The organism is Parvibium lacunae, assembly GCF_003335215.1.
Classification (GTDB): domain Bacteria; phylum Pseudomonadota; class Gammaproteobacteria; order Burkholderiales; family Burkholderiaceae_D; genus Parvibium; species Parvibium lacunae.
In genome coordinates this window covers 480,994-507,560 of the sequence record NZ_QPGB01000002.1, presented here as the reverse complement: position 1 = coordinate 507,560, position 26,567 = coordinate 480,994, and the positions used below count along the sequence as shown (strand labels likewise).

The 26,567-nt window shown below is 52.1% G+C and carries 23 protein-coding genes and 2 tRNA genes; 19 read left to right on the top strand and 6 right to left on the bottom strand.

Translation table 11 applies throughout. The features are described from left to right. Positions 1 to 35: 35 nt before the first annotated feature. The gene (locus DU000_RS06530; RefSeq protein WP_114402546.1) at positions 36 to 341 is read right to left on the bottom strand and encodes a c-type cytochrome; all 306 of its coding nucleotides are present in this window, start codon (positions 339 to 341) and stop codon (positions 36 to 38) included. A gap of 120 nt (positions 342 to 461) precedes the next feature. On the opposite strand from DU000_RS06530, the gene DU000_RS06525 reads away from it, so the two are divergent. Both DU000_RS06525 and lgt read left to right on the top strand, forming a co-directional pair. Further along, the gene (locus DU000_RS06525; RefSeq protein ID WP_114402545.1) at positions 462 to 710 is read left to right on the top strand and encodes a TIGR04438 family Trp-rich protein; all 249 of its coding nucleotides are present in this window, start codon (positions 462 to 464) and stop codon (positions 708 to 710) included. A 177-nt stretch (positions 711 to 887) separates the two neighbouring features. Then, on the top strand, positions 888 to 1,679 hold the full coding sequence (gene lgt / locus DU000_RS06520; protein WP_114402544.1) for a prolipoprotein diacylglyceryl transferase: 792 nt from the start codon (positions 888 to 890) through the stop codon (positions 1,677 to 1,679). A 24-nt stretch (positions 1,680 to 1,703) separates the two neighbouring features. On the opposite strand, the gene DU000_RS06515 is transcribed toward lgt, so the two are convergent. Beyond that, complete coding sequence (locus DU000_RS06515; RefSeq protein ID WP_114402543.1) at positions 1,704 to 2,126, bottom strand: TM2 domain-containing protein; 423 nt, start codon at positions 2,124 to 2,126, stop codon at positions 1,704 to 1,706. A 101-nt stretch (positions 2,127 to 2,227) separates the two neighbouring features. Here DU000_RS06515 and DU000_RS06510 point away from each other — a divergent pair. Then, positions 2,228 to 2,303, top strand: a tRNA-Lys gene (locus DU000_RS06510). A 37-nt stretch (positions 2,304 to 2,340) separates the two neighbouring features. On the opposite strand, the gene DU000_RS06505 is transcribed toward DU000_RS06510, so the two are convergent. Both DU000_RS06505 and tsaD read right to left on the bottom strand, forming a co-directional pair. Continuing rightward, complete coding sequence (locus DU000_RS06505) at positions 2,341 to 3,165, bottom strand: hypothetical protein (RefSeq protein ID WP_114402542.1); 825 nt, start codon at positions 3,163 to 3,165, stop codon at positions 2,341 to 2,343. 31 nt (positions 3,166 to 3,196) lie between these two features. Then, the gene (gene tsaD, locus DU000_RS06500) at positions 3,197 to 4,240 is read right to left on the bottom strand and encodes a tRNA (adenosine(37)-N6)-threonylcarbamoyltransferase complex transferase subunit TsaD (RefSeq protein WP_114402541.1); all 1,044 of its coding nucleotides are present in this window, start codon (positions 4,238 to 4,240) and stop codon (positions 3,197 to 3,199) included. Positions 4,241 to 4,303: 63 nt separating this feature from the next. Here tsaD and serC point away from each other — a divergent pair, with 63 nt between their 5' ends. From serC to DU000_RS06450, 10 genes are all read left to right on the top strand, one after another. Continuing rightward, on the top strand, positions 4,304 to 5,392 hold the full coding sequence (serC, locus tag DU000_RS06495; protein WP_114402540.1) for a 3-phosphoserine/phosphohydroxythreonine transaminase: 1,089 nt from the start codon (positions 4,304 to 4,306) through the stop codon (positions 5,390 to 5,392). A 41-nt stretch (positions 5,393 to 5,433) separates the two neighbouring features. Continuing rightward, entirely contained in the window at positions 5,434 to 6,066 is a 633-nt protein-coding gene (locus DU000_RS06490; protein ID WP_114402539.1) for an ANTAR domain-containing response regulator, read from the top strand. Positions 6,067 to 6,423: 357 nt separating this feature from the next. Further along, on the top strand, positions 6,424 to 7,710 hold the full coding sequence (locus DU000_RS06485; protein WP_114402538.1) for a CmpA/NrtA family ABC transporter substrate-binding protein: 1,287 nt from the start codon (positions 6,424 to 6,426) through the stop codon (positions 7,708 to 7,710). Between the two features lie 192 nt (positions 7,711 to 7,902). Further along, positions 7,903 to 8,748, top strand: coding sequence for a nitrate ABC transporter permease (gene ntrB, locus DU000_RS06480; RefSeq protein ID WP_114402795.1), 846 nt, complete (start codon positions 7,903 to 7,905; stop codon positions 8,746 to 8,748). A gap of 10 nt (positions 8,749 to 8,758) precedes the next feature. Further along, positions 8,759 to 9,559, top strand: a complete 801-nt coding sequence (locus DU000_RS06475) for an ABC transporter ATP-binding protein (protein ID WP_114402537.1) — start codon at positions 8,759 to 8,761, stop codon at positions 9,557 to 9,559. Beyond that, complete coding sequence (gene nirB, locus DU000_RS06470; protein WP_114402536.1) at positions 9,556 to 12,012, top strand: nitrite reductase large subunit NirB; 2,457 nt, start codon at positions 9,556 to 9,558, stop codon at positions 12,010 to 12,012. The genes DU000_RS06475 and nirB overlap by 4 nt, the downstream gene beginning before the upstream one ends. Before the next feature lie 40 nt (positions 12,013 to 12,052). Beyond that, a complete protein-coding gene (gene nirD, locus DU000_RS06465) occupies positions 12,053 to 12,379 on the top strand; it encodes a nitrite reductase small subunit NirD (RefSeq protein WP_114402535.1) in 327 nt (108 codons plus the stop codon). 40 nt (positions 12,380 to 12,419) lie between these two features. Next, positions 12,420 to 15,206, top strand: a complete 2,787-nt coding sequence (locus DU000_RS06460) for a nitrate reductase (protein WP_114402534.1) — start codon at positions 12,420 to 12,422, stop codon at positions 15,204 to 15,206. A 45-nt stretch (positions 15,207 to 15,251) separates the two neighbouring features. Continuing rightward, on the top strand, positions 15,252 to 16,202 hold the full coding sequence (gene ybiB, locus DU000_RS06455) for a DNA-binding protein YbiB (RefSeq protein WP_114402533.1): 951 nt from the start codon (positions 15,252 to 15,254) through the stop codon (positions 16,200 to 16,202). 12 nt (positions 16,203 to 16,214) lie between these two features. Next, a complete protein-coding gene (locus DU000_RS06450) occupies positions 16,215 to 17,447 on the top strand; it encodes a BaiN/RdsA family NAD(P)/FAD-dependent oxidoreductase (RefSeq protein ID WP_114402532.1) in 1,233 nt (410 codons plus the stop codon). A gap of 59 nt (positions 17,448 to 17,506) precedes the next feature. Here DU000_RS06450 and DU000_RS06445 read toward each other — a convergent pair whose 3' ends face one another. Next, entirely contained in the window at positions 17,507 to 18,457 is a 951-nt protein-coding gene (locus DU000_RS06445; RefSeq protein ID WP_192878451.1) for an AAA family ATPase, read from the bottom strand. 429 nt (positions 18,458 to 18,886) lie between these two features. On the opposite strand from DU000_RS06445, the gene rpsU reads away from it, so the two are divergent. The 6 genes from rpsU (at position 18,887) to DU000_RS06415 (ending at position 25,363) form a co-directional block, all read left to right on the top strand. Then, entirely contained in the window at positions 18,887 to 19,099 is a 213-nt protein-coding gene (gene rpsU / locus DU000_RS06440; RefSeq protein ID WP_114402530.1) for a 30S ribosomal protein S21, read from the top strand. A gap of 140 nt (positions 19,100 to 19,239) precedes the next feature. Beyond that, positions 19,240 to 19,716: a GatB/YqeY domain-containing protein gene (locus DU000_RS06435; RefSeq protein ID WP_114402529.1), complete on the top strand. Its 477-nt coding sequence runs from the start codon at positions 19,240 to 19,242 to the stop codon at positions 19,714 to 19,716. Between the two features lie 68 nt (positions 19,717 to 19,784). Beyond that, a complete protein-coding gene (gene dnaG, locus DU000_RS06430; RefSeq protein WP_114402528.1) occupies positions 19,785 to 21,578 on the top strand; it encodes a DNA primase in 1,794 nt (597 codons plus the stop codon). Positions 21,579 to 21,712: 134 nt separating this feature from the next. Further along, positions 21,713 to 24,205, top strand: coding sequence for an RNA polymerase sigma factor RpoD (rpoD, locus tag DU000_RS06425; RefSeq protein ID WP_114402527.1), 2,493 nt, complete (start codon positions 21,713 to 21,715; stop codon positions 24,203 to 24,205). Between the two features lie 35 nt (positions 24,206 to 24,240). Beyond that, positions 24,241 to 24,317: transfer RNA gene (locus DU000_RS06420), tRNA-Ile, on the top strand. Between the two features lie 137 nt (positions 24,318 to 24,454). Continuing rightward, positions 24,455 to 25,363 carry a LysR family transcriptional regulator gene (locus DU000_RS06415; RefSeq protein ID WP_114402526.1) on the top strand — a complete coding sequence of 303 codons (909 nt, stop codon included), beginning with the start codon at positions 24,455 to 24,457 and terminating at the stop codon, positions 25,361 to 25,363. Between the two features lies 1 nt (position 25,364). On the opposite strand, the gene DU000_RS06410 is transcribed toward DU000_RS06415, so the two are convergent. Beyond that, the gene (locus DU000_RS06410) at positions 25,365 to 26,561 is read right to left on the bottom strand and encodes an FAD-dependent oxidoreductase (protein WP_114402525.1); all 1,197 of its coding nucleotides are present in this window, start codon (positions 26,559 to 26,561) and stop codon (positions 25,365 to 25,367) included. Positions 26,562 to 26,567 lie beyond the last annotated feature (6 nt).

Below are 26,567 nucleotides of genomic sequence, written 5' to 3'. Positions count from 1 at the left end.
GGTTGAGGCAGGGCGTTTTTATGAGGCTGTTTAGCTTACTTCAAGCTAAGAATCCACTTTGCCAGGGTTTGTGCTTCTTGTGGGTTCACTGCGGCGTTCGCTGGCATGGGAATCTGCCCCCACACACCGGTAGATCCTTCACGAATCTTTTTAGCTAAATAGGCTTCCGCATCTTTTTGTTTGGCATATTTTTTCGCCACTTCTTTATAAGCAGGGCCAACTTTTTTCTGATCAACCGCATGGCAGGCCAAGCAGGCTTTGCTTTGTGCCAGTTGTTCACTGGCATGGGCAGTGCCGATCAGCGCACCAGTCAGAAATACGAGGGAAGCAAGATGACGCATACAGTTCTCCTGTTAAGATAAAACAAAGAATCGATAACGGTTAGCGGCTATCATAAGCCTGCTTGCCTGACGGTATTCTGACGCGAGCACGAATTAGCCTCGGCACAGGCAGCGTTTGCCATGAAAGGGAAACCTATGTGGTTTGTGTATATCGGTATTGTAACGGCTTTATTAAAGTATCTGGAGCAGGACTGGTTTCGAGACTTGAGTTGGTGGCAGGTCTTGATTCCGTTTGGATTGGCGTTTGCGTGGTGGGAAGTCTTTGAACCGATGTTTGGCTTCGATAAAAAAGCGCACGCGAAAGATGAATATGAAGAGGGGCGTAAAAAGCGCATCAAGGACTCTTGGAAAACCAAATCACGCAAGTAGTCAGTTTATCCGGGTTGCGTAAGCCATTATTGTTTACAGCGCTCGGCTTGAGGAGCTCCGTCCGCTGTACCAAGCTTCAAATGACCCTGAGCGAGAAGCGATGGCACAGAGCCTCGCATCATCCATTCCGGTACGTTTTACAATCAGTATTCAACATTTCCTAACACGCTTCCTAAGATGACTTCGCCCTTTATTCACCCACAGTTTGATCCAGTCGCTTTGGCATTAGGCCCCTTAAAAATTCATTGGTATGGCTTGATGTATCTCCTCGCGTTTGGCCTTTTCTTATGGCTAGGCCGACGACGCGCTGCCAGTGCAGGCCTGTCTGCGCGTGATGTGGAAGATATTTTGTTTTATGGGGCGCTGGGGGTCGTGTTGGGTGGGCGTTTGGGATACGTGTTGTTTTATAAACCAGTTTATTACTTGCAGCATCCGCTGGAGATATTCGCCTTATGGCAGGGCGGTATGTCCTTTCACGGGGGCTTTTTGGGCGTGGTGGTCGCGCTGTGGGTATTTGCTCGCCAGCGTCAGTGGCCGCCCGCGAAGATCGGTGATTTTGTCGCCCCCCTTACCCCGCTCGGCCTAGCAGCAGGCCGTATGGGGAATTTCATTAATGGCGAATTGTGGGGGCGGGTGACCACAGGCCCTTGGGGCATGATTTTCCCGCAAGCTGGCGATGGTCTTGCGCGCCATCCATCCCAGCTGTACCAATTTGCGCTGGAGGGAATACTCTTGTTTATTTTGCTATGGGGGTACTCTAAAAAACCACGTGCGCCTTGGGCGGTGACAGGGTTTTTTATTGCCGGCTACGGCATATTTCGCTTTATTGCCGAGTTCGCCCGTGAGCCTGATGCTTATCTAGGAATACTGCAGTTCGGGTTATCAATGGGTCAGTGGCTAAGTCTTCCTATGATCCTGGTGGGCTTGATGCTCTGGCGCTATGGCCGGCATTGGGGCCGCGCTGCCTAGACTATGTCATCAACGGCACGTTGATCAGTTAACCGTCCCCATGACCCAGCGCTGGATATGAATTGCCAGGAGTGCCATGAGCAGCCCAGCCCCTAGCATGAGCGCAATAATGGCCGCCCAAATCGCCCCCCAGCCTGTGCGCATTGTCGGCGTCGGTGAGTTTGCGCTGCGCTCATGAGGCAAAAAACGAGCAACCCATTTTTCATCTGGGGTTAGCGCGATCCGCAGCGTTTCAAGCTGGCACAGTAAAACAACGCAGGCGGGTGCGAGCAAGGCGGGATGCGTTAACCATGCCGAGTTACCCAGTAAAAAAGGAAAGCTTACGAGTAAGGGGAATGGATAGAGCCAGCCGTAGGGGAGCCCTAGATAAAATCGGTGTAAGCCAAACGAGCCGGTGATCATGGCAAGCCAAGCAGCATAGGTTTTATTGGGAAGGATGATTGCCATTCAGAAGCCCCGCATAACGTTAAATCTCTCTCAAACGGTGAAAAGCGCGTCACTTGACGAGCATATCGCAAAATGCGTATAATATCGGTCTTTGCAGTGACGGGTCGGTAGCTCAGTCGGTAGAGCAGCGGACTTTTAATCCGTTGGTCGCGAGTTCGAGTCTCGCCCGACCCACCAGTATTTGAAAAGGCTTACGGTTTACCGTAAGCCTTTTTTATTCGCCAATCACTTCGCCAGATAAATTAATGGCTGAATCGATAAATTCGAACGTCAGCGTGGGCGTTTTCCAGGCATAGGATCCCGGGCGTAAGGTTACTGGGGGAAAAGTATTCAGGCGCAAATGGATCGTCTCCCTTTTCTTGAAGGTCGTGTCCCAGCGGGGCAGTACTCGTTGTAGATAGTCTATTTCATGCAAGGGATTGATGATGGCGCCCATGGTTTCGAGTAAAGAAATTTTGGGCCAATGCTCTCCGGCAGGCCGACCATAGCTAATCACTTGCATAAATTGTGCAACCTCTTTGTAGTAGGGTAAGTCCTCGATGACATGTCGCCCATTGGAATAAATAGCATCCATAAAGTAAGTGATTTTGTGTGTCGTTGATTCACGTTGCGACCATTGGAAGAGAATGTCGTGTAAGGCGGCAGAGAGACATAATTCTAGATGGCCACCTGCGACATAGAGATGATTGACTTGCAGGGGAAAGGTCACTTCACCCCCTTGAGAATAAACGGCGTAATCCGGACTGCAATCTAAAGGGTAGTAATACTGTCGTGGCGAATCATCGATCAGGTAAATAATGGGGATATGGTGGGTTTTTGCGTAACGCACGGCCTCATCAACACCACGTTTGGCCGCATAGCGAGCATCATAGGTTGCACTTGGATGAACAACCAGCAGCGCTGTGTCAGCGGCAATCGCCACTTTTTCCGGAGGTGAGACCGACAACGAATCACAATTACCTTGCGCCATGAATGGCATGACGCCGAGCCAGTAAAGACACAACAGAAAAATACGGCGAAGATCAATCTGATGACACATTGCAGCTAGCGGTATGTACTCAAAATTGAAATTATAGCGAGCTAAGGTTCCAGCGTGGTTTGACGGTGAAGCGGTAATCCTGATGCAACGGTAAATCTGCTAGCCCTGCTTGGACACGCAGCGCGCCCGCAAAGGCAATCATCGCGCCGTTATCGGTACAGAATTGTAAGTCGGGATAGTGCACCTGCACTTTGCGGCGGGCACAAGCGGTGTTGAGGGCGGCGCGCAGTTGCTTATTTGCGCCGACGCCGCCCGCAATCACTAATTCTTTCAGCCCGGTTTGTTTGAGGGCTTGCAGGCATTTACTCACCAGTACTTCAACGATTGCCTCTTGAAAGGCACGGGCAATATCCGCCTTCGTGACCTCATCCAATTCACCTCGCTGACACTCCTGCTTGACGACCGTCAAGACAGCCGTTTTGAGGCCGCTAAAGCTAAAGTCTAAATCTTTGCTATGAAGCATCGGGCGCGGCAGATTGAAACGGCCGGGTGTGCCCTGTTCAGCTAAGCGCGAGAGTGCGGGGCCACCGGGGTAACCCAAGTCCATCAGCTTGGCACTTTTATCAAAGGCTTCGCCAGCCGCATCATCCAGCGTTTCGCCCAGCAGCACATAGTCACCCACGCCGTTCACTTGCATCAGTTGAGTGTGGCCGCCGGACACGAGGAGGGCAATGAAGGGAAAGGCGGGGCGCTCGCTCGGGGTTTTGGCCGCAAGCAAGGGTGAGAGCAAGTGCCCTTCCAAGTGGTGAATTGGAATAATTGGCTTGTCCAAGGCATAACCCAGCGCATAAGCAAAGGCCGTCCCTACCAGTAAGGCCCCTGCGAGGCCGGGGCCGACGGTGCAGGCAATCGCATCAATCTCGGTTTTGTCGCATTGTGCACTGCTGAGTACTTCATTTAAGAGCGGCAGCACCCGTTGAATATGATCGCGTGAGGCTAGCTCGGGGACCACGCCGCCGTAAGCCTGGTGCATGGCGATTTGGGAGTGCAAGGCATGCGCGAGCAAACCGCGTTCGGTGTCGTAGAGGGCAAGGCCCGTTTCGTCGCAGGAGGATTCAATACCAAGAATTTTCATGGGACGAGAGTATAGCGCTGCTACACTTATGTCTATTGTTATCTCGTCTGTTGAGTATGTCTTATGTCGCGTGTGTATAACTTCAGTGCTGGCCCTGCTGCCTTACCCGAACCCGTGTTGCGTAAAGCGGCAGCAGAAATGCTCGATTGGTGTGGTTCCGGCCAGTCCGTGATGGAAATGAGCCATCGTGGCCCCGATTACATGAGCATTCATGCCCAAGCACAGCAAGACTTGCGGGACTTATTGAATATTCCGGATAGCTACAAAATTTTATTCTTGCAAGGCGGCGGCACTACTCAGTTTGAAATGGTGCCCATCAATCTCTTGCGTGGCAAAGGCAAGGCCGATTATGTGATTACCGGCGAATGGTCAAAACGGGCGGCGCAAGAGGCGCGGGCCTTTTGCCAAGTGAATGTCGTCGCTGATTCCGCGAACGCCAAAGGACAACATACCTTTGTTCCCAAGCAAAGCGATTGGAAACTGAAAAAAGATGCGGCCTACGTGCATGTTTGTACCAATGAAACCCTAGGTGGTGTGGAATACCATTGGACACCCGATACGGGCAAAGTGCCCTTGGTTGCTGATATGTCATCCCACATCTTGTCGAAACAAATCGATGTATCGAAGTACGGCCTGATCTACGCGGGTGCGCAAAAAAATATTGGCCCAGCAGGTTTGGTACTGGTAATCGTTCGGGAAGATTTAATCGGCCATGCGGTGCCCACGCCACCGCCCATGTTCAATTACAAAGTGCATGCCGATCATGACTCCATGTTGAACACGCCCCCGACCTATTCCATTTATATGGCGGGCTTGGTGTTTCAGTGGCTCAAGCAACAAGGTGGCGTGGCCGAGATGGAAAAACGCAATATTCAAAAAGCTAACTTGCTTTACGATGCGTTGGACCGACTGCCTTTCTATAGCACCAAAGTGAATAAAGGCGATCGCTCACGCATGAATGTGCCCTTTACCTTGCCCGATGCGCGCTTGGATGAAGCTTTCCTCGCAGGTGCCAAAGAGCGCGGCATGGTGCAGCTGAAAGGCCACCGCTTAATCGGTGGCATGCGCGCTTCTATCTACAACGCCATGCCTTTGAGTGGGGTAGAAACCCTCGTTGCCTATCTCAACGAGTTTGCCCAAAAGAATGGCTAGGCTGTGAGTGGGTTGGCCCGAATCTTGCAGCTAAATTCGGTATGACTCCCAATCTCTACAGCCTACGCATCGTCGTTATCAACTCTGTCGTGCCGCCTGAGCACGCCAACGATCCCGCTGCGTGGGAACAGGCGGAGCGCGCCCGCTTGCTGCGGATCGGTCTGCTTCAAGCGGGCTATAACATCATTGCCAGCTTGCCCGCAGATGCGTTTGTGGCGGAACGAATTGCCCAATTACAGCCAGATATGATTGTGGTGGATGCCGAGTCCGATGCGCGGGACGCGCTAGAGCACGTGGTGATGGCGACGCGTGATGCACCGCGCCCGATTGTCTTGTTTACCGATGACCACGATCAAGCCACAGCACAGCAAGCCATCGCCGCCGGGGTGAGCGCTTACGTGGTGGCAGGTTTACAGCCCGAACGCGTGCAACCCGTACTGGAAGTCGCGATGGCGCGCTTTCAGCATGAGCAATCGCTCTTGGCAGAATTACATGACGCCAAAACCAAACTCTCGGAACGAAAAGTGGTGGAGCGCGCCAAGGGGGTGCTGATGAACCGCCACCAACTCACCGAAGAACAAGCCTATCAACGCTTGCGTAAACAGGCCATGGAAAAGGGGATGCGCTTGGCCGAATTAGCGCAGCGCATACTTGATGTGGCTGATCTGATCTGAGGTTGTCTGGCTGGACTATTGCAGCTGGGTATCGTCCATTTTGGTGCGGCGCGCCAAATCAGTGCGGAATCCGCCAATCAATCAAGCTCAAGACCCGACTCTCCCTTCAAAAACAATCATTTTTAACCTGGCATGCCAATTGCTAATTAGCATCTAAGCGTTAGCAGCATATCAATGGCGATATCAACTGCATGCGTGTGGATTGGGTAACTGATTTGGCTCAATGAGTCAGCGTTATCTCCAGCCAATCGAATTCAGTGCAGCGATGCACACACGGACAACGGCGTCCAACAATTTGCCTGCTTGCGGGTGTGTTGTTGGTCGCCGTTTTTCTTTTTACTTTTTGGAGGGTTCATCATGTCGGATCGTCACACACAGATTAACTTACCCGCTGGCGACTTTAATCCCAAGCGTCGCACCTTGCTGCAAACGGCGGTGCTGGCAGCCGGCGCCAGTACGGTAAGCATGATTCCGCAAGCGGTCCGCAATGTGGCGTGGGCAGCGGGTTCCGATGCACCTGAGAAAAAAGAGGTGAAGATTGGTTTCATCCCGCTTACCGATTGCGCTTCGGTGGTGATGGCCTCGGTACTGAAAATCGACGAAAAGTATGGCATCAAAATCATTCCCTCTAAAGAGGCCTCCTGGGCGGCTGTGCGTGACAAGCTGGTGAGCGGTGAGCTGGATGCGGCACACGTGCTGTATGGCCTGATCTACGGCGTGCAAAATGGGGTAGGTGGACCGAAAAAAGACATGGCGGTGTTAATGAGCCTCAATAACAACGGCCAAGCGATTACGCTTTCTAAAAAAATGTCGGACAAAGGCGCGATTGATGGTCCGGGGTTGGCGAAGTTGATGCAAACCGACAAACGCGAATATACCTTTGCGCAGACTTTTCCGACGGGCACCCATGCGATGTGGATTTACTACTGGCTTGCGACTTATGGGATTAACCCCATGAAAGAGGCCAAGGTTATTACCGTACCGCCGCCACAAATGGTCGCCAATATGCGGGTCGGCAATATGGATGGTTTCTGTGTCGGCGAACCCTGGAACCACCGCGCGATTATGGATGGCATCGGGATCACCGCCGCGACGACACAAGATATTTGGAAAGATCATCCAGAAAAAGTCTTGGGCACGCAGCTCGATTTTGTGAAGAAAAATCCCAACACGGCGCGGGCGATGGTGGCTGCCATTTTGGAAGCCGGCAAATGGATCGACGCCAGCCTGTCTAACAAATACAAAATGGCGGAAACCATTGCGGATAAAGCGTATGTAAACACCGGGGTAGATGCAATCAACCAGCGCATTTTAGGCCGCTACCAAAATGGTCTTGGCAAAACTTGGGATGACCCGAACCACATGAAATTCTTTAATGATGGTGCCGTGAACTACCCCTATCTCTCAGATGGTATGTGGTTCATGACCCAGCACAAACGCTGGGGGCTGCTCAAAGATCATGTGGACTACCTGGCGATTGCCAAGCAAGTTAATCAAACCGCACTCTATAAGGAAGCCGCGAGCATGGCTGGGGTGAGCGTACCGAAGAGCGATTTCCGCACGCACAAGCTGATTGATGGCGTGACTTGGGACGGCAAAGACCCCAAGAAATATGCAGAGAGTTTCAAAATCAACGCAGCCTAATTTAGCCGCAGGGTGCAAGATGGCGGAGTGTCATCTCGCTTTCAGGAGTAACACATGAGCGCCATGTTAAATCCATTCACCAGTTCGTATGAAGACCATCATGAGGCACAGCGTTCAACCCTGTTTGTACCGCCTTCGACCCCCCACTTATTGGCGAATGAACCTGCCAATATTCCCTGCCAGGAACCGAGTATGACTCCCTTTACGCCTTCAGCTGAATTGCTTGCCAGAGAAGCCAAGCGCATACAACAACGTGAACGCGCCAAAACCGTTTTCATGGCGATTTTTCCTCCTTTCTTTGGTATGGCCTTGTTGATTGGTATCTGGGCCATTGTTTCAATTAAAAGCACCGATATTCCCTCGCCGCTGGTTACGTGGGAGGCTGCGGTGAAATTGTTTAGCGATCCTTTCTATCAAAAAAGTTTGAATGATCAAGGGATAGGCTGGAATATTTTGTCATCCCTCAAGCGCGTGGCCATGGGTTTTGGTTTGGCTGCTTTGGTGGGTATTCCGATGGGTTTCTTGTTGGGCCGTTCTGAATTTATCAGCCGCATGATTAACCCTGTCATCAGCTTGTTGCGCCCTGTTTCGCCACTGGCCTGGTTGCCGATTGGTTTGTTGGTATTCAAAGCCGCGAACCCCGCCGCTATCTGGACGATTTTTATTTGTTCGATCTGGCCCATGATCATCAACACCGCCGTTGGCGTGCAGAGAGTGCCACAGGACTACATGAACGTCGCACGGGTACTGAATTTGTCTGAATACAAAATCATTACAAAAATTTTATTTCCCTCGGTGTTGCCCTACATGCTCACGGGCGTGCGCTTGGCGATTGGCACCGCCTGGCTTGTGATCGTCGCGGCGGAAATGCTCACCGGTGGCGTCGGGATTGGCTTCTGGGTCTGGGATGAATGGAACAACCTGAATGTACAACACATCATTATCGCTATTTTTATTATCGGGATTGTGGGCTTGGTGTTGGAGCAAGCCTTGATCGCGGTTGCCAAAGCCTTCAGTTACGAAGACGTGAAAAACTAAGGAGTGCAGCATGGAAAAGTTCATTGAAATTCAAAAAGCGGAAATGGTGTTCAACACCAAAAAAGGAAAATTCCACGCCCTGCGCGACATTAACCTCACCGTGGCAAAGGGCGAGTTCGTCACCCTGATTGGTCACTCGGGCTGTGGCAAATCAACGCTCCTGAATCTGATTGCCGGTTTGACCAAACCCAGCGAAGGCGCCTTGCTGTGCGCGAATCGTGAGATCGCCGGCCCCGGCCCTGAGCGCGCCGTGGTGTTCCAAAACCATTCCTTGTTGCCCTGGCTGACTTGCTTTGAAAATATTTATTTGGGTGTAGAGCGCGTCTTTGGCAGTACCGAGAGCAAAGCCAAACTCAAAGAGCGCACCACCGCTGCCTTGGGGTTGGTGGGGTTGGCCCATGCCAGTGGCAAACGCCCGCACGAAATTTCGGGTGGGATGAAGCAGCGCGTAGGGATTGCACGTGCTCTTGCAATGGAACCCAAAGTGCTGCTGATGGATGAACCTTTTGGCGCACTGGATGCGCTCACGCGTGCCCACTTGCAAGATGAGTTACTCAAAATTGTGGCCAAGACTAATAGCACCGTCGTCATGGTCACGCACGATGTGGATGAAGCCGTGTTGCTTTCTGACCGGATTGTCATGCTCACCAATGGTCCCGCCGCGACGATTGGCGAAATTGTCGAAGTCAAGTTGGCCAAACCGCGTGACCGCGTCACCTTGGCCCAAGATCCCGACTATGCCCGCTATCGCTCCGCCGTATTGGATTTCCTGTACCGCAAGCAAGCCCATCCTGCTCAGGAGGCTGCATGAACGTATCCAGTAAACCTCGTTTAGTGATGGTGGGTAATGGGATGGCGGGTGTGCGCACCTTGGAAGAGCTGCTCAAAATTGCTCCCGATAAATATGAGATTACCGTCTTTGGGGCGGAGCCTTATGCCAATTACAACCGCATTCTCTTATCGCCGGTGCTAGCGGGTGAGCAAACCATTCAAGACATCATGCTCAATGATGTGAACTGGTATGAAGAAAATGGCATCACCCTGCACCTAGGAAAAAAAATCACCCAGATTGATCGTAAAAATCGCTTAGTCATTGCCGAAGACGGTACGACAGCGGCCTATGATCGCCTATTGTTGGCAACGGGTTCTAACCCATTCATCTTGCCCGTTCCTGGGAATAACTTAGAAGGCGTGATTGCGTACCGCGATATTCACGATACCAATACCATGATTGAAACAGCCAAGCACTACAAGCACGCCATTGTGATTGGTGGCGGCTTGTTGGGGCTGGAGGCAGCGAACGGCTTAGCGATTCGCGGCATGGATGTGACGGTAGTGCATATTCACCCTTGGCTCATGGAGCGGCAACTGGATGAAACCTCCGGCAAGATGTTGCAGCAAGCCTTAGAAGCTAAGGGCATTAAATTCTTGCTGGGTAAAAATACCGAGGCCCTGATTGGCAATGACGCGGGCCGTGTCAAAGCCATCCGTTTTAAAGATGGCCTCGAAGTGCCTGCGGATTTGGTGTGTATGGCCGTTGGTATTCGCCCCAACACTGCGCTCGCCGAAAGCGCGGGCCTGCATTGCAATCGTGGGATTGTGGTGAATGACACCATGCAAACCTACGATCCGCGTATTTATTCAGTCGGCGAGTGCGTCAGCCATCGCGGCATTGCGTATGGCTTGGTCGCCCCCTTGTTTGAGCAGGCCAAGGTTTGTGCGAATCACCTCGCTGAATATGGGATTGGCCGCTATACCGGCTCGGTCACCTCCACCAAACTCAAAGTGACCGGGATTGATCTTTTCTCCGCCGGTAATTTCATGGGCGGAGAGGACACCGAAGAAATTACCCTCTCCGATCCCATCGGTGGCGTGTATAAAAAATTGGTGTTAAAAGACGACAAGTTAGTTGGAGCCTGCATGTATGGTGATACCGCCGACGGTAGCTGGTATTTCAAGCTGCTGCGCGAAGGTACGCCGGTTGCAGAATTACGCGACCGCCTGATGTTTGGCGAAAATAATATTGGCGACGTCGGTCATCAAGGGCAAAACAAAGCCGCTGCGATGGCGGACAGTGATGAAGTCTGCGGTTGCAATGGCGTGAGTAAAGGCGCGATTGTGAAGGCCATTAAAGGCCAAGGGCTGTTTACGCTGGATGAAGTACGCAAGTGCACGAAAGCCTCCGCGTCCTGTGGTTCATGTACCGGCCTGGTTGAACAATTGCTCATGAACACCTTGGGCACGGATTATTCTGCTGCCCCGAGCAAAAAAGCAATGTGTGGCTGTACCGACCACAGCCACGAAGAAGTCCGGCAAGCGATTCGCGATAAAAAATATCTCACACATAAAGAGGTGTATGAAGGCATGGGCTGGCGCACGCCGAATGGTTGCAGCACTTGCCGCCCCGCCGTTAATTACTACCTGCTTTCTACTTGGCCCAAAGAGGCGGTGGATGATCCGCAATCACGTTTCATCAATGAACGCGCGCATGCCAACATTCAAAAAGATGGCACGTATTCGGTCGTGCCGCGCATGTGGGGTGGCTTAACCAACCCCAGCGAATTGCGCCGGATTGCCGATGTCGCCGACAAATACAAAATTCCAACCGTCAAAGTCACGGGAGGGCAGCGGATTGATTTGCTCGGTGTGAAAAAAGAAGATTTGCCTGCCGTCTGGAAAGAGTTAGATATGCCTTCCGGCCATGCCTACGGCAAATCGATTCGCACCGTTAAAACTTGCGTGGGGGCCGAGCATTGCCGCTTTGGCACGCAGCTCGCCATGGACATGGGCGTGAAATTGGAGCGCATGTTATTTGGGATGTGGTCGCCGCATAAAGTAAAACTGGCCGTATCAGGCTGCCCGCGTAATTGTGCCGAAGCCGGGATTAAAGATGTGGGCGTGATCGGCGTGGACTCTGGTTACGAGCTTTATATTGGCGGTAACGGCGGGATTAAAACCGAGGTCGCCGAATTCCTCTGCAAAGTCAAAACTGATGATGAAGTGATGGAATACGCTGGCGCGTTTATTCAACTCTATCGCGAAGAAGGTTGGTATTTAGAACGCACCGTCCATTACATGCAGCGCGTTGGTTTAGATTACATCAAGAAGCGGATTCTGGATGATGAAGAAGGCCGGGAAACATTGTACGAACGCCTGTTATTTGCCTTGGAAGATGCGCCTGATCCTTGGAAGGACTTTGAACGGGCTGGCGTCGATTTACGTCAGTTCCAAAGCCTGAAGGGCATTCCTGTGGTGAGCGCCTAAGCAAGACAGTGTTGAGTGTGCAAAGAATTGAAAGTTAATCATGGCTAATTGGATTCCCATCTGTAAAGTAGACGACATTCCCGTGCTCGGCGCGCGGGTCATTGAACGCCCCGGTTTAGATAGCGTAGCCGTCTTTCGTAATACTGAAAACGAAGTCTTCGCCTTGTTAGATAAATGCCCGCATAAAGCCGGGCCGCTGTCGCAAGGGATTGTTTGTGGTCGCAAAGTGGTTTGCCCCTTGCACAACTGGAATATTGAATTTGAATCAGGTTGTGCGGTTGCGCCGGATGAAGGACAAACCAAAACCTTTGCGGTGAAAATAGACAACGATCAAGTGTTGTTAGATCAGAGTGAATTGGCGAGTTAGCAAATTCATGGCGCTTGCCCTACCATTCATTTAGGTACTGATGACAAACGTTAGCCATTCGCAAGAAACCAAAGCCACCTGCCCCTATTGCGGCGTGGGCTGCGGCGTGATTATTGAACATGATGCGCAGCAAGTGCTAGGCGTGCGGGGCGACCCTGATCACCCCGCTAACTTTGGCCGCTTATGTACCAAAGGCAGTACCCTACATCTCACTGCGCAGCCCATGCTGCAACAACAGGTACGGGTCGCACAACCTAGCTTGCGTAAAACCCGCCTGAGTGCGGATACGCCACGGCAGCCAGCAAGTTGGGATGAAACCTATGCCTACTTGGCCGATGTGTTTGCCGCGACTATTCGTGAGCATGGTCCGGATAGCGTGGGCTTTTATATCTCCGGCCAGTTACTCACGGAAGATTATTACGTCTTCAATAAACTTGCCAAGGGACTCATTGGCACGAATAATATCGACACCAATTCCCGCCTGTGCATGAGCTCCGCCGTCGCGGGTTACAAGCAAACGCTGGGGGCGGATGCGCCGCCAGCATGCTACGAAGACTTGGCCCTGTGCGAGACTTTGTTTATTGTGGGCTCGAACACCGCCTTTGCCCATCCCATTTTATTTCGCCGCATCGAAGACGCGCGCAAAGCCAATCCCAATCTGAAAATGATCGTGGCCGATCCACGCCGCACCGATACCGCCCAGCAAGCAGATTTGCATTTAGCCATTCAACCCGGTACCGATGTCGCATTGTTCAACGGCATGCTGCATATTCTGCTGTGGGAAGATTTAGTCGATACCGCCTATATCGAATCCCACACTGAAGGCTTTGCCGAACTCAAGCGGATTGTGCGCGACTACACGCCGCAGTTTGTCGCCGATACCTGCGGTATTAGCGTGGGCGATTTACAAAAAGCCGCGCTGTGGTTTGGGCAATCCAAGGCTTCACTTTCCCTGTACTGTCAGGGCCTCAATCAATCGAGCGTTGGCACCGCCAAAAATGCCGCACTGATTAACCTGCATCTCGCAACCGGCCAAATTGGCAAACCTGGTGCGGGGCCGTTCTCCCTAACTGGCCAGCCGAATGCCATGGGCGGGCGCGAAGTCGGCGGCATGGCGAATTTGCTCTCCGCGCATCGCGATCTCGCCAATCCAGAACATCGGGCCGAAGTCGCCGCGTTATGGGGCTTGCCCAGCGTGCCGGAAAAACCCGGCAAGACGGCCGTGGAAATGTTTGATGCGGTGGAAAAAGGCGAAATCAAAATCCTCTGGATTGCCTGTACCAACCCCGCACAATCCATGCCGAATCAAAGCCTGATTCATGCCGCGCTGAAAAAAGCCGAGCTGGTGATTGTGCAGGAAGCCTATAGCACGACGGCGACCGCACAATATGCCGATGTGCTGCTGCCTGCCACCACTTGGGCCGAAAAAGATGGCACCGTGACAAATTCCGAACGCCGCATTAGTCGTGTACGTCCGGCTATCCCCGCGTTTGGCGACGCCCGGCATGACTGGCAAATCGCCGTTGAATTCGCCCATGTGTTAGAACAACAGTTACGCCCCGGCCTCCCGACTTTGTTCCCGTACCCGAATGCTGAAAGTATTTGGAACGAACATCGCGAAAGCACGCGGGGACGCGATCTCGATATCACGGGTATGTCGTATCACATGCTCGAACAACAAGGTCCGCAACAATGGCCTCTCACTACTGGGGAGAGTAGCGGTAAAGCGCGCTTGTATGAAGACGGCGTGTTTCCTACGGCCAGCGGCAAAGCTAAATTCTTCCCCGCGCAATACCAGCCGGTTGCCGAGCCTGCGGATGCACGTTACCCCTTCCGCCTGAATACTGGGCGTTTGCGCGATCAATGGCATGGCATGAGCCGCACAGGTACCGTGGGCCAACTGTATAGCCATGCGCCCGAACCTTGTATTCAAATGGCCCCCGGCGACATGGCGCGCCGTGCTTGGAAAGATGGTGATTTACTGCAAGTGACTTCGCGGCGCGGGACGCAAATTTTGCCCGCGCAAGCCAGTGCAGAGTTGCAGCCCGGTCAGGTATTCGTCGCTATGCACTGGGGCGCGGAATTCGTGTCTGGACATACCGGCAGCGGTCAACCTGCATTGGGGGTGAATAGCCTGACCTTGCCGGTGTTCGATGCCTATTCCAAACAGCCTGAACTGAAAAATGCGGCGGTGAAGTTACTCAAAGCCGAATTGCCATGGCGCTATGTCGCCTTTGCGTGGTTGCCGCAATATGCTGCGCTGGCCGTGCAAGCAGCACTGCGCAGCAAACTAGCCCAATTCCCTTATGCCAGTTGTGTACTGTTTGGTCGGGAAAAACAAACCGGCGTGCTCTTACGCGCCGCAGGGTATGAAGCGGCAACGAGCGAACTATTGGCTGAGATCGAAGCACAACTCGGTTTGGTCGGTGGTGATGTGATGAAATATGATGACCGTAAACGCGGTCACACTCGTCGCATCAAAGTCAGCCGCAACGTAGATGGTACGCCTATCCTCAGTGCGGTTGCGCTGGCGGGGGATATCTCTGCCGAAGTGTGGTTGAAAGAATATTTGCAAGGGGAACAATCCGTACAAACGCTCGGGCGCTTGTTGTTGCTGCCCAGTGCGACACCCCCAGCCGGTTTCCAAGCGCGCGGCAAAATTGTCTGCAACTGTTTTAATGTGTCTGAAACCGATATTCAACAAACTTTGGCAACCCTATCCGGGTCTGCCGATGAAGTACTCAGCCTACTCCAAGCCAAAAAGCAATGCGGTACGAATTGCGGTTCGTGTGTGCCCGAGTTGAAGCGGATGATTGCTAGCCTATAATCGTCGCTTCCTTCAACTTTGCAGCTAGGCTTGGCTAGACTATCCATGACGCTTTTCGACTGCGCCCCCCTTCTCAAAGAAATTGCTCGTGGCAAAGATGGCGCACGCGCGATGTCGCGTGAGCAGGCGCGTGACTTGCTCTTAGCCATCTTGCAGCAGCGGGTGAGTCCCCTGCATTTGGGCGCGGTCCTCGTTGCCTTACGGATTAAGGGCGAGAGCGTAGAAGAATTAGCGGGTTTTCTGGAGGCGCTGCGCCAGCATCAGCAAAATCAATCTTGGACGTTGATCAATCCCACCAGTCAATTTCGCCCGGTGATTTTGCCGAGCTATAACGGTGCGCGCCATCAACCTAACTTAGTACCGTTGCTGGCCTTATTGCTGGCACGTCAGGGCGTACCAACCTTGGTGCATGGGGTGGCGAGTTTTCCAACCCGCACGACCAGCTACGAAATTTTTCAGGCACTGGGAACACCGATTGCAACGAGTCATACCGAAATTCAAACCCATCTCGCGCAAAAGCATCTTACGGTGTGCGTGTTAGAGACGTTGAATCCTGCCTTGGCCGAACTAGTGGCGCTCCGCCGCGTAATGGGCGTGCGCAATTCTTCGCATACGCTGTGCAAACTCTTGCAACCCTTTGCCGAGCCGGCGGTGCGCTTGGTGAGCTATACCCACCCGGAATATGCGCTGCTGCATGCCGACTATTTTAAAAACCATCAGCCGACAGATGAACGCACGATTGTTTTGCGCGCGACCGAGGGGGAAGTCGTGGCCAACCCCCGTCGCCCACAAGCGCAAACCTTGTATGTGAATGGCCAAGCAAATGAAGTGATCGCGGCTGATCTTGCACCCTTAACCACATTGCCGGATGCACCGAGTGATCGCAGCGCGGCCGTCACGGCGGCATGGATCAACGAAGTATTGGCGGGTCAGCGGCCCGTGCCATTTGCTATCCAGCAACAAGTGCAAGTGATTGTGCAAGCGGCGCGGATATAAGGCGTGAATGCGATGAAATTTGATGTGGTGGTAATCGGTGCTGGCGCGGCCGGCCTCATGTGTGCAGGCGTGGCGGGGCAGCGTGGCCTGCGCGTGGCGCTGCTGGATCACAGCGCGACGCTGGCCGAGAAAATTCGTATTTCGGGTGGCGGACGCTGCAACTTCACAAACTTGCATACCAAGCCAGAGAATTTCTTATCAGCCAATCCGCATTTCTGTCGCTCGGCCTTGAGCCGCTATACCCCACAAGATTTTTTGCAGCTGGTGGGCCAGCATCGTATTCCGTTCCATGAAAAGCACAAAGGTCAGCTATTCTGTGATGAATCTAGTCAGGACATCATTGATATGCTGTGGGCGGAGTGTGAACGGGGCCAAGTGCAATTGCGTCAGCGCTGTACGGTTGACGAAATACAAAAACACGATGGGGATGCCCGGCAGCGTTTTACGGTACGCACCAGTCTAGGCGAATTTAACTGTGCGAATTTGGTCATCGCGACCGGCGGTTTATCGATTCCTAAGATCGGTGCAACCGACTTTGCCTTTAAGTTGGCACAGCAATTCGGTTTGCGCGTGGTGGAAACCCGTCCGGCGCTGGTGCCGCTGACGTTTGATCCGCATACCTGGGCGCCCTTTACGGCGATTTCTGGTGCAGCCTTAGAAGTAGAAGTGCATACCGCCGTCGGCAAAGAGAAAGGCCAGTTTCGTGAAGACTTATTATTCACACATCGTGGCCTGAGCGGCCCCGCGATTTTGCAAATCTCTAGCTATTGGCAACCAGGCCATGATCTGAGCATCAATCTGTTGCCCGAGATGGATGCGGCTGAATTGCTACTCAAACTCAAACGCCAAAGCAAGCAAACTGTTTTAAATGCACTGATGAGTGAATGTGGGGCATTGTTGCCCCGTAGCGTGGCAACGGCGTGGCTAGATAAAGTTAGCCCCAGTTTAGCCGAGAGTAAAATTGCGGATGTTGCTGATAAGCTTTTGCGTGCGGTGGGCGCGGCTTTGAACGATTGGCGAATTCGCCCCCAGGGGAGCGAGGGTTATCGCAAAGCGGAGGTGACGCGTGGCGGTGTCGATACCCGTGACATACAACAGCAGAGCTTAGAAGTGCGAACGGTGCCGGGTTTGTACTTTATTGGCGAAGCAGTGGATGTCACGGGCTGGCTGGGTGGTTACAACTTCCAGTGGGCGTGGGCCTCGGCTGTCACTGCAGCCCTAGCCCTGAGTGCGACAGCAAAATAAAAGCCGCCACACTTTCATGTGGCGGCTTTGGACTCGACATCAGTGTCCACCCAACGTCGTTAAAAACCAATTCGTTGCTTTTTACTGCTCCGTTCAAACTCAATATCTTCCGGCAACATTTCATTACGCCCAGCAATCTTGGCATTGCCAAAGGCATTTAAAATCAGCCGTCGCATTTCGCGAGGGGATGATTCAGCAACTTTGTGTTTCGCGCCATCGCCCATTTCCTCTGGGAATTTCTCACCCCAGGTATGGCTACCACGAATATCGGCATAAATACTCTGTGCAATTGCACATGCGGCTGTATGGTCCGGTGCTGGAATATGATACACGTTCATGCGGTTCAAAATCGGCTCGGGAATGCTATGGAGGCGATTGGCCGTGGCGACCCAGATCATATCGCTGGTATCAAGGGCGACCTCGGCGTATTCATCTGTAAATTCCTTGGCAGTATCATGTTCGAGTAGGCTATAGAGCGCGCCTAGCGGATCATACTGACCATCACTGGCGGCCTTATCGATTTCATCAACGACCATTAAGGGGTTAGCGTAAGTGCCATGAACGAGCTGTTCAAACACTTTGCCGGGCTTGGCGTTTTTCCATTGTGAGGATGAACCTGACAAAATCCAACCAGCGGTGAGCGAGCTCATCGAGACGAAGCCATAACCAGTTCCTAAAATTTGTGACAACCGTTTCGCAAAGTGGGTTTTTCCAATACCAGGGTCCCCCAATAACAGCATGGGAGAGAGTTCCAGTGGGTCATCCGTCTCGATACATAAGCTAAGTTGCTTCCGGATGTCATCCAGCACCTCTTCGAAATTCGGGAGTTCATGGTACAGCGAAGACATATCCGGCATGTGTGCGGGTTTGACAGAAAAGCGGGTTCCGCCTGCTTTTAACATTTTCTCGTAGGTGCTACGGAGTCCTTCATTGGCCGTGCTGGGCAGATCAATTAGGGCGTTCTCGACATCACTCAAGCGATACACCTCTTTGAAGCCCGCAATCGGCATTGCCAAGTGCTCTGGCGGCGTAGAGGCTGAAGGGGAAAGAGTTACAAGCGCGTTTTCCATGATGCACCTCCTGATCGAGAACGGCGTGGCCGGGTGGCTCACGGCTTAGGTTCTTAGCTAAGTTAACGTCAGTATCGTCCATGGGGTTGAATGATTAAACCTGAGTAAACCCTCGAAAACAGACCGAAAATGACCTCTAACGCCCGATTCATGGTAAATTTGATTGATATTTAATCAATTAATCCGGGTTTTTGATGATGGGTGCTGTAGAAGGCATCGCGTTTGATAAACGGTGACCTTTATGCTATATTCATGGGCTGACTTTTCCACGCCGTTAGAGATCGCAGTAAAAAGTTTAGCAACGACTGCTTTTAGCTGGTGACTAACGATTTGTTTGATGTATTTAGGTTTAGGCCTTCTGGAGTTTTCATGCCACTCGTAAAATTGAAAGAAAACGAGCCATTTGAAGTTGCAATGCGTCGCTTTAAGCGCACCATTGAAAAAACAGGTCTGCTGACCGAACTGCGCGCACGCGAGTTTTACGAAAAGCCCACCGCTGAACGTAAACGTAAATTGGCGGCTGCTGTGAAGCGTCATTGGAAACGCGTCCGCAGTCAAATGTTGCCGAAAAAAATGTATTGATCTTACTTGGTCTGGGGGTGTGTTCGCAAAAACGCTGCCAGTTCACTGAGTAGTACGGTTTATCAAGAATTAAAAACCCGCGTTGGTAAAACAACGTGGGTTTTTGTGTTTTTTATAATATTGCTTTTCTAGGAGGGGTCATGACCGATAGCCAGACTGCCCAACCAGTAGGAAGTGTCCTGCGGGTCCGCATTAATGACGACATGAAACAGGCAATGCGTGCGAAAGAAACGCAGAAATTAGGTGCGATTCGTTTGTTACAGTCGGCATTGAAGCAAATCGAGGTCGATAAGCGAATTGACCTCACTGATGCTGATGTGGTGGCGGTGGTGGAAAAAGAAATTAAAAAGCGCCGCGATTCGCTCACGCAATATCAGCAAGCCAACCGTCCTGAATTGGCGGCGATAGAGCAGTTCGAAATTGACGTGCTCTCCGCTTATTTGCCACAACAACTTAGTGCCGACGAGATTGCGCAAGAAGTCAGTGCCGCGGTTGCCGCCACGGGCGCAGCCGGTCCGCAAGACATGGGCAAGTTAATGGCGGTACTGAAACCCAAATTGGCCGGCAAGGCAGACATGGCCTTGGTATCTAAACTCGTCAAAGAAAAACTGGCCTAAACGCGCTAGGATTGCGGGTGGTAATGGCTAGCATTGCCGCTCCGCTACTTTATCGCTAACGTTTCCCTATGATTCCCGCTGATTTTATTCAGGACTTGCTCAACCGCGTTGACGTTGTCGATGTGGTGGGGCGCTACGTCCAGCTAAAAAAGGGCGGTGCCAATTTCATGGGCCTGTGCCCGTTTCATAATGAAAAATCCCCCTCATTTACCGTCAGCCCGACCAAACAGTTCTATCACTGCTTTGGCTGTGGCGTCCATGGCAATGCCATTGGGTTCTTGATGGAATACCAGGGCCTGAGTTTCGTCGAGGCGGTTAAGGATCTCGCCCAAAGTGTTGGCATGACCGTGCCTGAGGTGCGTCTAGAGCGTGATTCAGGAGGGCGACCCAAAGTAGATAAAGCGCAGTCCACCAGTTTGCTAGAAATCATGGCTGCCGCGTGCCAGTTTTACCGCAAGGAGTTGCGCGCCGCTCAAGCAGCCGTGCAATACCTCAAAGGGCGTGGCCTTACGGGCGAAATTGCGGCCCACTTTGCCTTGGGCTATGCCCCGGACGACTGGCGGCCTTTGGCGCAAGTGTTTAGTGATTACGAACAGCCCTTGTTAGTTGAAGCCGGCTTGGTCATTGCCGGTGATAACAACAAACGTTATGACCGTTTTCGTGGGCGGGTAATGTTCCCGATCCGTAACCTGCGTGGCCAAGTGATTGGTTTTGGCGGGCGCGTGCTGGATGGCGGCGAGCCAAAATATTTAAATTCCCCTGAAACGCCACTGTTTAGTAAAGGCAGTGAGTTGTATGGCTTGTTTGAGGCCCGGCAAGCGATTCGTGAGCGCGGATTTGTGATTGTCGTGGAAGGCTATATGGATGTGGTGGCCCTTGCTCAACTCGGGTTCCCGAATGCTGTTGCAACGCTAGGAACGGCGACGACGCCCATCCATGTGCAAAAATTATTGCGTCAGACGGATCAGGTTATTTTTAGTTTTGATGGGGATCAGGCTGGGCGCAAAGCTGCTTGGCGCGCATTGGAAGCGGCCCTGCCCCATGCGGCTGATAATAAGCAGATTCGTTTTCTATTTCTGCCACCCGAGCATGACCCGGACAGCTATGTGCGTGAAGAGGGCGTGGCGGCTTTTGAGTCCCAACTGAGCCAGGCTTTGCCGCTATCTCGATTTTTAGTCAGTCATTTACAAAATCAGCATGATGTTGGTAATGCTGAAGGGCGAGCTCATCTGCTCTATGACGCCAAACCCTTATTACTTGCGCTCCCAGCAGGTGCCCTGCGGTTACAAGTCATGCGCGATCTGGCACAGATTACTGACAGTGCTCCCGCTGAAATTGAAGCCCTGGTTGGTATTAAGCCAAACGGCGTCCGTCCAGGGGCTGCCCGTCGATCAAGCAAGCCAGTCAGTCGTCGTTTGGTATCGAGCAACATCGAACGCCTCGTGGTGCTGCTGTTGGGGCATCCCGATTGGTTTGCTCGCCTGACGCACCCGCAACGGAGTGTGATGCTGCAAGACCCGGCTTTGGCGGCTTTATTAGCAGTGGTGGATGGGCTCTCGTCAGCCACTTCGCCGACCTTAGCCAGTCTTTCTCAGCATCTGTCTGATCAGCCCGCAGGTATAGATTGGCAGCCCTTTCTCCTGCAAGCAGCAAGTGCGGATACGTTAGCTGAGAGCGAATTGGAGCCAGAAATTAGCGGGGCGTTACGAAATATAGAGCGTCAGCAATTGGAAGCGGCGCGCGAGCAATTAGCGAAAGCGCTGGCCTCAAGCCAACAGCTTGATGCCGAGGCAGTCCAGCGTTTTCGTCAGCTGGAGCAACAAATCAGTGCGTTGAAGCGCATGGCGCCGCCTGCTGTTTAAGCAATCACCTGGGGATACCTCTGGTATAGCCGGCATTGAGTTGCTATAATGTCGAGTTCTATTTTAACCGCTGGTGCCGCGAGCTGACTTGATCGTGGCACATTCAACCTGTTCGTCATCAACTGAGGTCACTCATGGCAACCAGTAAAACCGCAAAACTGAGTAGCAAGGGCAGCAAGCAAGTGGGCGGCAAGCATGATAAGGCCGCTAGTAGTAAAACCACAGCGGCCAAACCCTCAACAACCAAATCAGTGCGGGGTGAACAGTCTCAAGCGGTAACTAAAGCGGTGACGGCCAAACCCAATCGCCCAACTGACGTCAAAAAACCTGCCAGCACGGCAACGAAATCGGCTGGCGCTGCCAAGTCGACGCAAACCACGGCTTCACGTACACCCGTTACGAACAAAGCCAGCACGAATAAAGGGGCTTCTTCCGCTGCGACAGCTCGTGCAGTCAAGCCTAACACCAGCAGTAAATCACTTTCAACCGCTGTTGCAGCGAAACCCGCTGCGACAGCGACAAAAACCCAAGAGAAAAAAGTTGTCGTAATGCCAGAAAAAAAAGTCACCGTAGCAAACACGCCTGCCGTTACTAAAGCGAAATCCAGCGCCAAATCTGCAGCCCCTGTCGTTGAAGATGCGGCAGCGGAGAACCGCGCTGCGCAAGAGAGCGGCGAAAAAGTCGAAAAAGCAGAGAAGCCCAAAGGCGGGCGCAAAGCCAAAGAACGCGCCTTGATGAAAGAGTTTGAAATGAGTGCAAAAACGACCAGCTCTGAAGAAGAGTTGGAGATGCGCCGTTCCAAACTGAAAAGCTTGATCAAGCTAGGCAAAGAGCGTGGCTTTCTCACCTACGCTGAGATCAATGATCATCTGCCTGATGATTTGGTTGAAGCAGAAGCTATCGAAGCGATTATCAGCACATTTAACGACATGGGTATTGCGGTTTATGAGCAAGCCCCCGATGCTGAAACGTTATTGATGAACGATAACGCACCGACAGTAGCCAGCGAAGAGGACGCAGAAGAAGAAGCGGAAGCGGCACTGTCAACTGTTGACTCTGAATTCGGCCGGACGACAGATCCGGTTCGGATGTACATGCGCGAAATGGGGACTGTGGAGCTCCTTACCCGCGAAGGTGAAATTGAAATCGCAAAACGGATCGAAGAAGGCCTGCGGCATATGATCCAGGCGATTTCGGCCTGCCCTGCGACCATTAATGAGATCCTAGAAATGGCAGACAAGATCGCCAAAGGCGAAGTCGCCGTTGACGATATCGTAGACGGCTTGATTGATCCGAATGCGCCAGAGGAATTGGATGCTGCTGCCGAAGAAGACTTTCCTGAAGCGGATGTGGTTGAAGAAGAGGAAGACGAAGAGGGCGGCGGTGGCGCAGGTTTAAGCGCCAAACAACTCGAAGAATTGAAAGCGGGCGCGTTGGAAAAATTTGCAACCATCGCCAGCCAGTTTGCCAAGATGCGCGCAGCTTATGAAAAAGAGGGCTACAAATCGAAGGGCTATCTGAAAGCACAAGAATCGATTTCCAATGAGTTAATGGGAATCCGTTTTACGGCCAAGCACGTTGAAAAACTCTGCGACTTGCTACGCTCACAGGTAGACGAAATTCGGGCCGTAGAAAAAGGGATTCTGAACGTGGTGGTCAACAAATGTGGCATGCCGCGAGAAGAGTTTATTCGTGTTTTCCCGGGTAATGAAACTAACCTGACGTGGGCTGATGGCTTTGTCAGTGCGGGTAAATCGTACAGTGCAGTATTGGGGCGCAATTTGCCGGCGATCCATGAATTGCAAAAGAAATTAGTCGATTTGCAGCAGCGCGTCGTCCTGCCACTGCAAGACTTAAAAGAAGTCAATAAACAAATGGCGATGGGCGAAGCCAAGGCTCGCAAAGCCAAGCGCGAGATGACTGAAGCCAACTTACGACTGGTGATTTCGATTGCCAAAAAATATACCAATCGCGGTTTACAGTTTTTAGATTTGATTCAAGAGGGCAATATTGGCCTGATGAAGGCGGTAGACAAGTTTGAATATCGTCGCGGTTACAAGTTTTCCACCTATGCAACCTGGTGGATTCGCCAAGCGATCACGCGCTCGATTGCCGATCAGGCACGGACAATTCGGATTCCGGTGCATATGATCGAAACGATCAACAAGATGAACCGTATTTCGCGCCAGATTTTGCAGGAAACCGGGCAAGAGCCAGATCCCGCAACCTTGGCGGCCAAAATGGAAATGCCAGAAGACAAGATTCGCAAGATTTTCAAAATTGCGAAAGAGCCGATTTCAATGGAAACTCCAATTGGTGATGATGATGACTCTCATCTGGGTGATTTCATTGAAGACAGCAATACTCTGGCGCCATCTGATGCCGCTCTACATGCCTCGATGCGTGATGTCGTGAAAGAGGTATTGGACTCACTGACGCCGCGCGAAGCTAAGGTGTTGCGCATGCGCTTTGGCGTTGAAATGTCAACCGATCATACTCTCGAAGAAGTCGGTAAGCAGTTTGATGTTACACGTGAACGCATCCGCCAGATTGAGGCGAAAGCCTTGCGTAAATTGCGTCATCCATCGCGTTCCGATAAATTAAAATCCTTCCTCGAAGGCAATTAAGCTTATTAACCGCCACGCTATGCGTGGCGGTTTTCGGGCCTGTAGCTCAGTCGGTTAGAGCAGAGGACTCATAATCCTTTGGTCGTGGGTTCGAGCCCCACTGGGCCCACCAGATATCGGGCTTACCTGTAAAGGTAAGCCCTTTTTTATTGGTGACTATTGTTTTTTTATAGATAGCCTACTAAAAAACTAATACTATAAAAAAAGTAGGCAGGCTAGAATGGGCAAAGCTAATAATCGAGACTGTAGATGAAGCTCAAACATGTTGAAGTCCTAAATGCCATCATGGTCACCGGTACCGTGAGTGGCGCAGCGCGGGTTTTGAATGTGACTCAGCCAGCCATTACCCAGACCCTCCAGCATGCAGAACTCCAGTTAGGCTTTCCCTTATTTAATCGGGTCAAAAATAGATTGGTCCCGAGCCATGAGGCCCGGACGCTGTATCCTGAAATCGAACGGCTTTACCAGCAATTAGAATCAGTGCGCAGTTTGGCTCGTAACCTGAAACAAGGCCGCCATGCAGAGCTGAATGTGATTATCGTTCCGTCTTTGGCGGTCCATTTGCTGCCAATCGCCCTAAAACGTTTCCGGGTGCGCTATCCTGATGTCCCGACACATGTCCGTACCCTGCATTCAAATGATGTGGTGACCGCTATTGCGTTGCGCGATGGGGATGTTGGTGTTGTGTATGGGATGCCTTCACATCCCGCTATTCAAGTTGAGGCTATCGCGAGTGGGCATCTCGTGGTGGCCGTGCCAGAGGCCTATCCCAATCTGTATCAACAACAAGCGATTGCACTTGAGGATCTTCATCAACAGCCTGTCATCCGTATTTACCACACTGACCCGATTGGTCGAGTCTTGAATGAGCTCGGTGATAACCATCACGTTTTATTTAGCGGCGGTACAACCGTACAGACCCATCACACTGCGCTGGTGTTGGCTGAGCATGGTTTTGGTCCCGCGATTGTCGATGTCTTTACGGCGGCAGGTAAACACCATCCGACGTTAAAAGTATTGCCGTTAGTGCCTACTCCTGCCGTCCATTTATCTGCTGTGATGGCCGGTGATTCTAACAATGTTACCTTATCGCGTTTCTTCGCACAGTGTATGCAAACAGCAGCAGAGGAAGTGTTAGCGCAACTCCCCCCTGCTTAATTTATGCTTTGAGTAAGCCAGCCAACATTCTTGCCGCACCAAATGCCAGGGTAAAGCCCAGCGCGCCATGACCAGCATTCACACTAACCCGTTGACTCAATTGCCGAATGATAGGTAAGCCTGTAGGGGTAGCTGGCCGTAAGCCAGCCCAACGCGCATCGTCTTGAGGGCGAGTGCGTATCCCAAAGAGCGCATCTGTCGCCTCGTAGAGGGTTTCGATACGCGTGGTTGGAATAGATCGATCTGCGCCACAAAGCTCAGCCATGCCTGCAATACGTAATTGATCACCAATCGGTGCAAAAACCACTTTACGTTGGATATCAGTTACGCTGCGCTTGGGCATGTGTTGTAAACACCGGCTTGGCAGGGTAATGCTGTAGCCTTTGAGTGGGTAAATCGGCAGGTAGTGGCCTAGCTGTTGTGCAAGGTGTACCGTTTGATGCCCTGCACTCAGTACCACATGGTCATAGCGTTGCTCGTGTTGCCCCATTTGAAGTAATACGCCATCGGCACGGGATTGTAGGCGTGAGACGGTCTGTTGCGTTTGAATCGCGACCCCGGCAGCACTCAATTCATGGGCTAATTGTTGACAGACGCGATAACAATCGGCAACGCATTCTCCTGGTGTCCAGACACCTCCAGCAAAGTGGTCGCGATAAGGCGCCAGAGCAGGCTCTATCTCCAAGCACTCTGCTTTGCTCAACAGGGTTTGTTCAGACCCATGTTGGCGTTGTAAGTCGAGCTGCTTCTGGGCGCCAGCAAGACTATCTGCACTCGGATAAATTACTAGTTTCCCATTGGCTTGGTAGTGAATATCCTGTCCTGCGGTGTGCCATTGATCGAATGCCTTCCGGCTTAGATTGGCGATTTGTAGTAGCGCAAAGGTGGCTCGATCAGATTGGCCTGGACGACAAGCCCAGAGAAATTCGAGGCACCACGCCCACTGTCGCCAGTCTAAACTGGGACTAAAGCGTAGTGGACTATGCGCACTGAATAAATAGTGTGGAATAGCGAGAAAAGTGGCTGGGTTTGCCAAAGGCTGAACATAGGCGTAACTGAGTTGAGCACCATTTGCATAGCTGGTGGCTTGCCCTACTTGTGATGCTTGTTCGATCAGCGTGACGTCATGGCCCGCCAATGTTAATTCACGTGCGGTTGTCAGGCCAATAATACCGCCACCAATCACAGCTATTTTCATGGATGA

Excerpts from the sequence above, each read along its gene's own strand:
- DU000_RS06505 (WP_114402542.1), bottom strand. The coding sequence starts at position 3,165 with ATGTGTCATCAGATTGATCTTCGCCGTATTTTTCTGTTGTGTCTTTAC.
- serC (WP_114402540.1), top strand. The coding sequence starts at position 4,304 with ATGTCGCGTGTGTATAACTTCAGTGCTGGCCCTGCTGCCTTACCCGAA.
- DU000_RS06445 (WP_192878451.1), bottom strand. The coding sequence starts at position 18,457 with ATGCCGATTGCGGGCTTCAAAGAGGTGTATCGCTTGAGTGATGTCGAG.
- lgt (WP_114402544.1), top strand. The coding sequence starts at position 888 with ATGACTTCGCCCTTTATTCACCCACAGTTTGATCCAGTCGCTTTGGCA.
- dnaG (WP_114402528.1), top strand. The coding sequence starts at position 19,785 with ATGATTCCCGCTGATTTTATTCAGGACTTGCTCAACCGCGTTGACGTT.
- nirD (WP_114402535.1), top strand. The coding sequence starts at position 12,053 with ATGGCTAATTGGATTCCCATCTGTAAAGTAGACGACATTCCCGTGCTC.
- nirB (WP_114402536.1), top strand. The coding sequence starts at position 9,556 with ATGAACGTATCCAGTAAACCTCGTTTAGTGATGGTGGGTAATGGGATG.
- DU000_RS06410 (WP_114402525.1), bottom strand. The coding sequence starts at position 26,561 with ATGAAAATAGCTGTGATTGGTGGCGGTATTATTGGCCTGACAACCGCA.
- ntrB (WP_114402795.1), top strand. The coding sequence starts at position 7,903 with ATGACTCCCTTTACGCCTTCAGCTGAATTGCTTGCCAGAGAAGCCAAG.
- DU000_RS06435 (WP_114402529.1), top strand. The coding sequence starts at position 19,240 with ATGACCGATAGCCAGACTGCCCAACCAGTAGGAAGTGTCCTGCGGGTC.
- DU000_RS06485 (WP_114402538.1), top strand. The coding sequence starts at position 6,424 with ATGTCGGATCGTCACACACAGATTAACTTACCCGCTGGCGACTTTAAT.
- rpoD (WP_114402527.1), top strand. The coding sequence starts at position 21,713 with ATGGCAACCAGTAAAACCGCAAAACTGAGTAGCAAGGGCAGCAAGCAA.
- rpsU (WP_114402530.1), top strand. The coding sequence starts at position 18,887 with ATGCCACTCGTAAAATTGAAAGAAAACGAGCCATTTGAAGTTGCAATG.
- DU000_RS06475 (WP_114402537.1), top strand. The coding sequence starts at position 8,759 with ATGGAAAAGTTCATTGAAATTCAAAAAGCGGAAATGGTGTTCAACACC.
- DU000_RS06460 (WP_114402534.1), top strand. The coding sequence starts at position 12,420 with ATGACAAACGTTAGCCATTCGCAAGAAACCAAAGCCACCTGCCCCTAT.
- ybiB (WP_114402533.1), top strand. The coding sequence starts at position 15,252 with ATGACGCTTTTCGACTGCGCCCCCCTTCTCAAAGAAATTGCTCGTGGC.
- tsaD (WP_114402541.1), bottom strand. The coding sequence starts at position 4,240 with ATGAAAATTCTTGGTATTGAATCCTCCTGCGACGAAACGGGCCTTGCC.
- DU000_RS06515 (WP_114402543.1), bottom strand. The coding sequence starts at position 2,126 with ATGGCAATCATCCTTCCCAATAAAACCTATGCTGCTTGGCTTGCCATG.
- DU000_RS06530 (WP_114402546.1), bottom strand. The coding sequence starts at position 341 with ATGCGTCATCTTGCTTCCCTCGTATTTCTGACTGGTGCGCTGATCGGC.
- DU000_RS06525 (WP_114402545.1), top strand. The coding sequence starts at position 462 with ATGAAAGGGAAACCTATGTGGTTTGTGTATATCGGTATTGTAACGGCT.
- DU000_RS06490 (WP_114402539.1), top strand. The coding sequence starts at position 5,434 with ATGACTCCCAATCTCTACAGCCTACGCATCGTCGTTATCAACTCTGTC.
- DU000_RS06415 (WP_114402526.1), top strand. The coding sequence starts at position 24,455 with ATGAAGCTCAAACATGTTGAAGTCCTAAATGCCATCATGGTCACCGGT.
- DU000_RS06450 (WP_114402532.1), top strand. The coding sequence starts at position 16,215 with ATGAAATTTGATGTGGTGGTAATCGGTGCTGGCGCGGCCGGCCTCATG.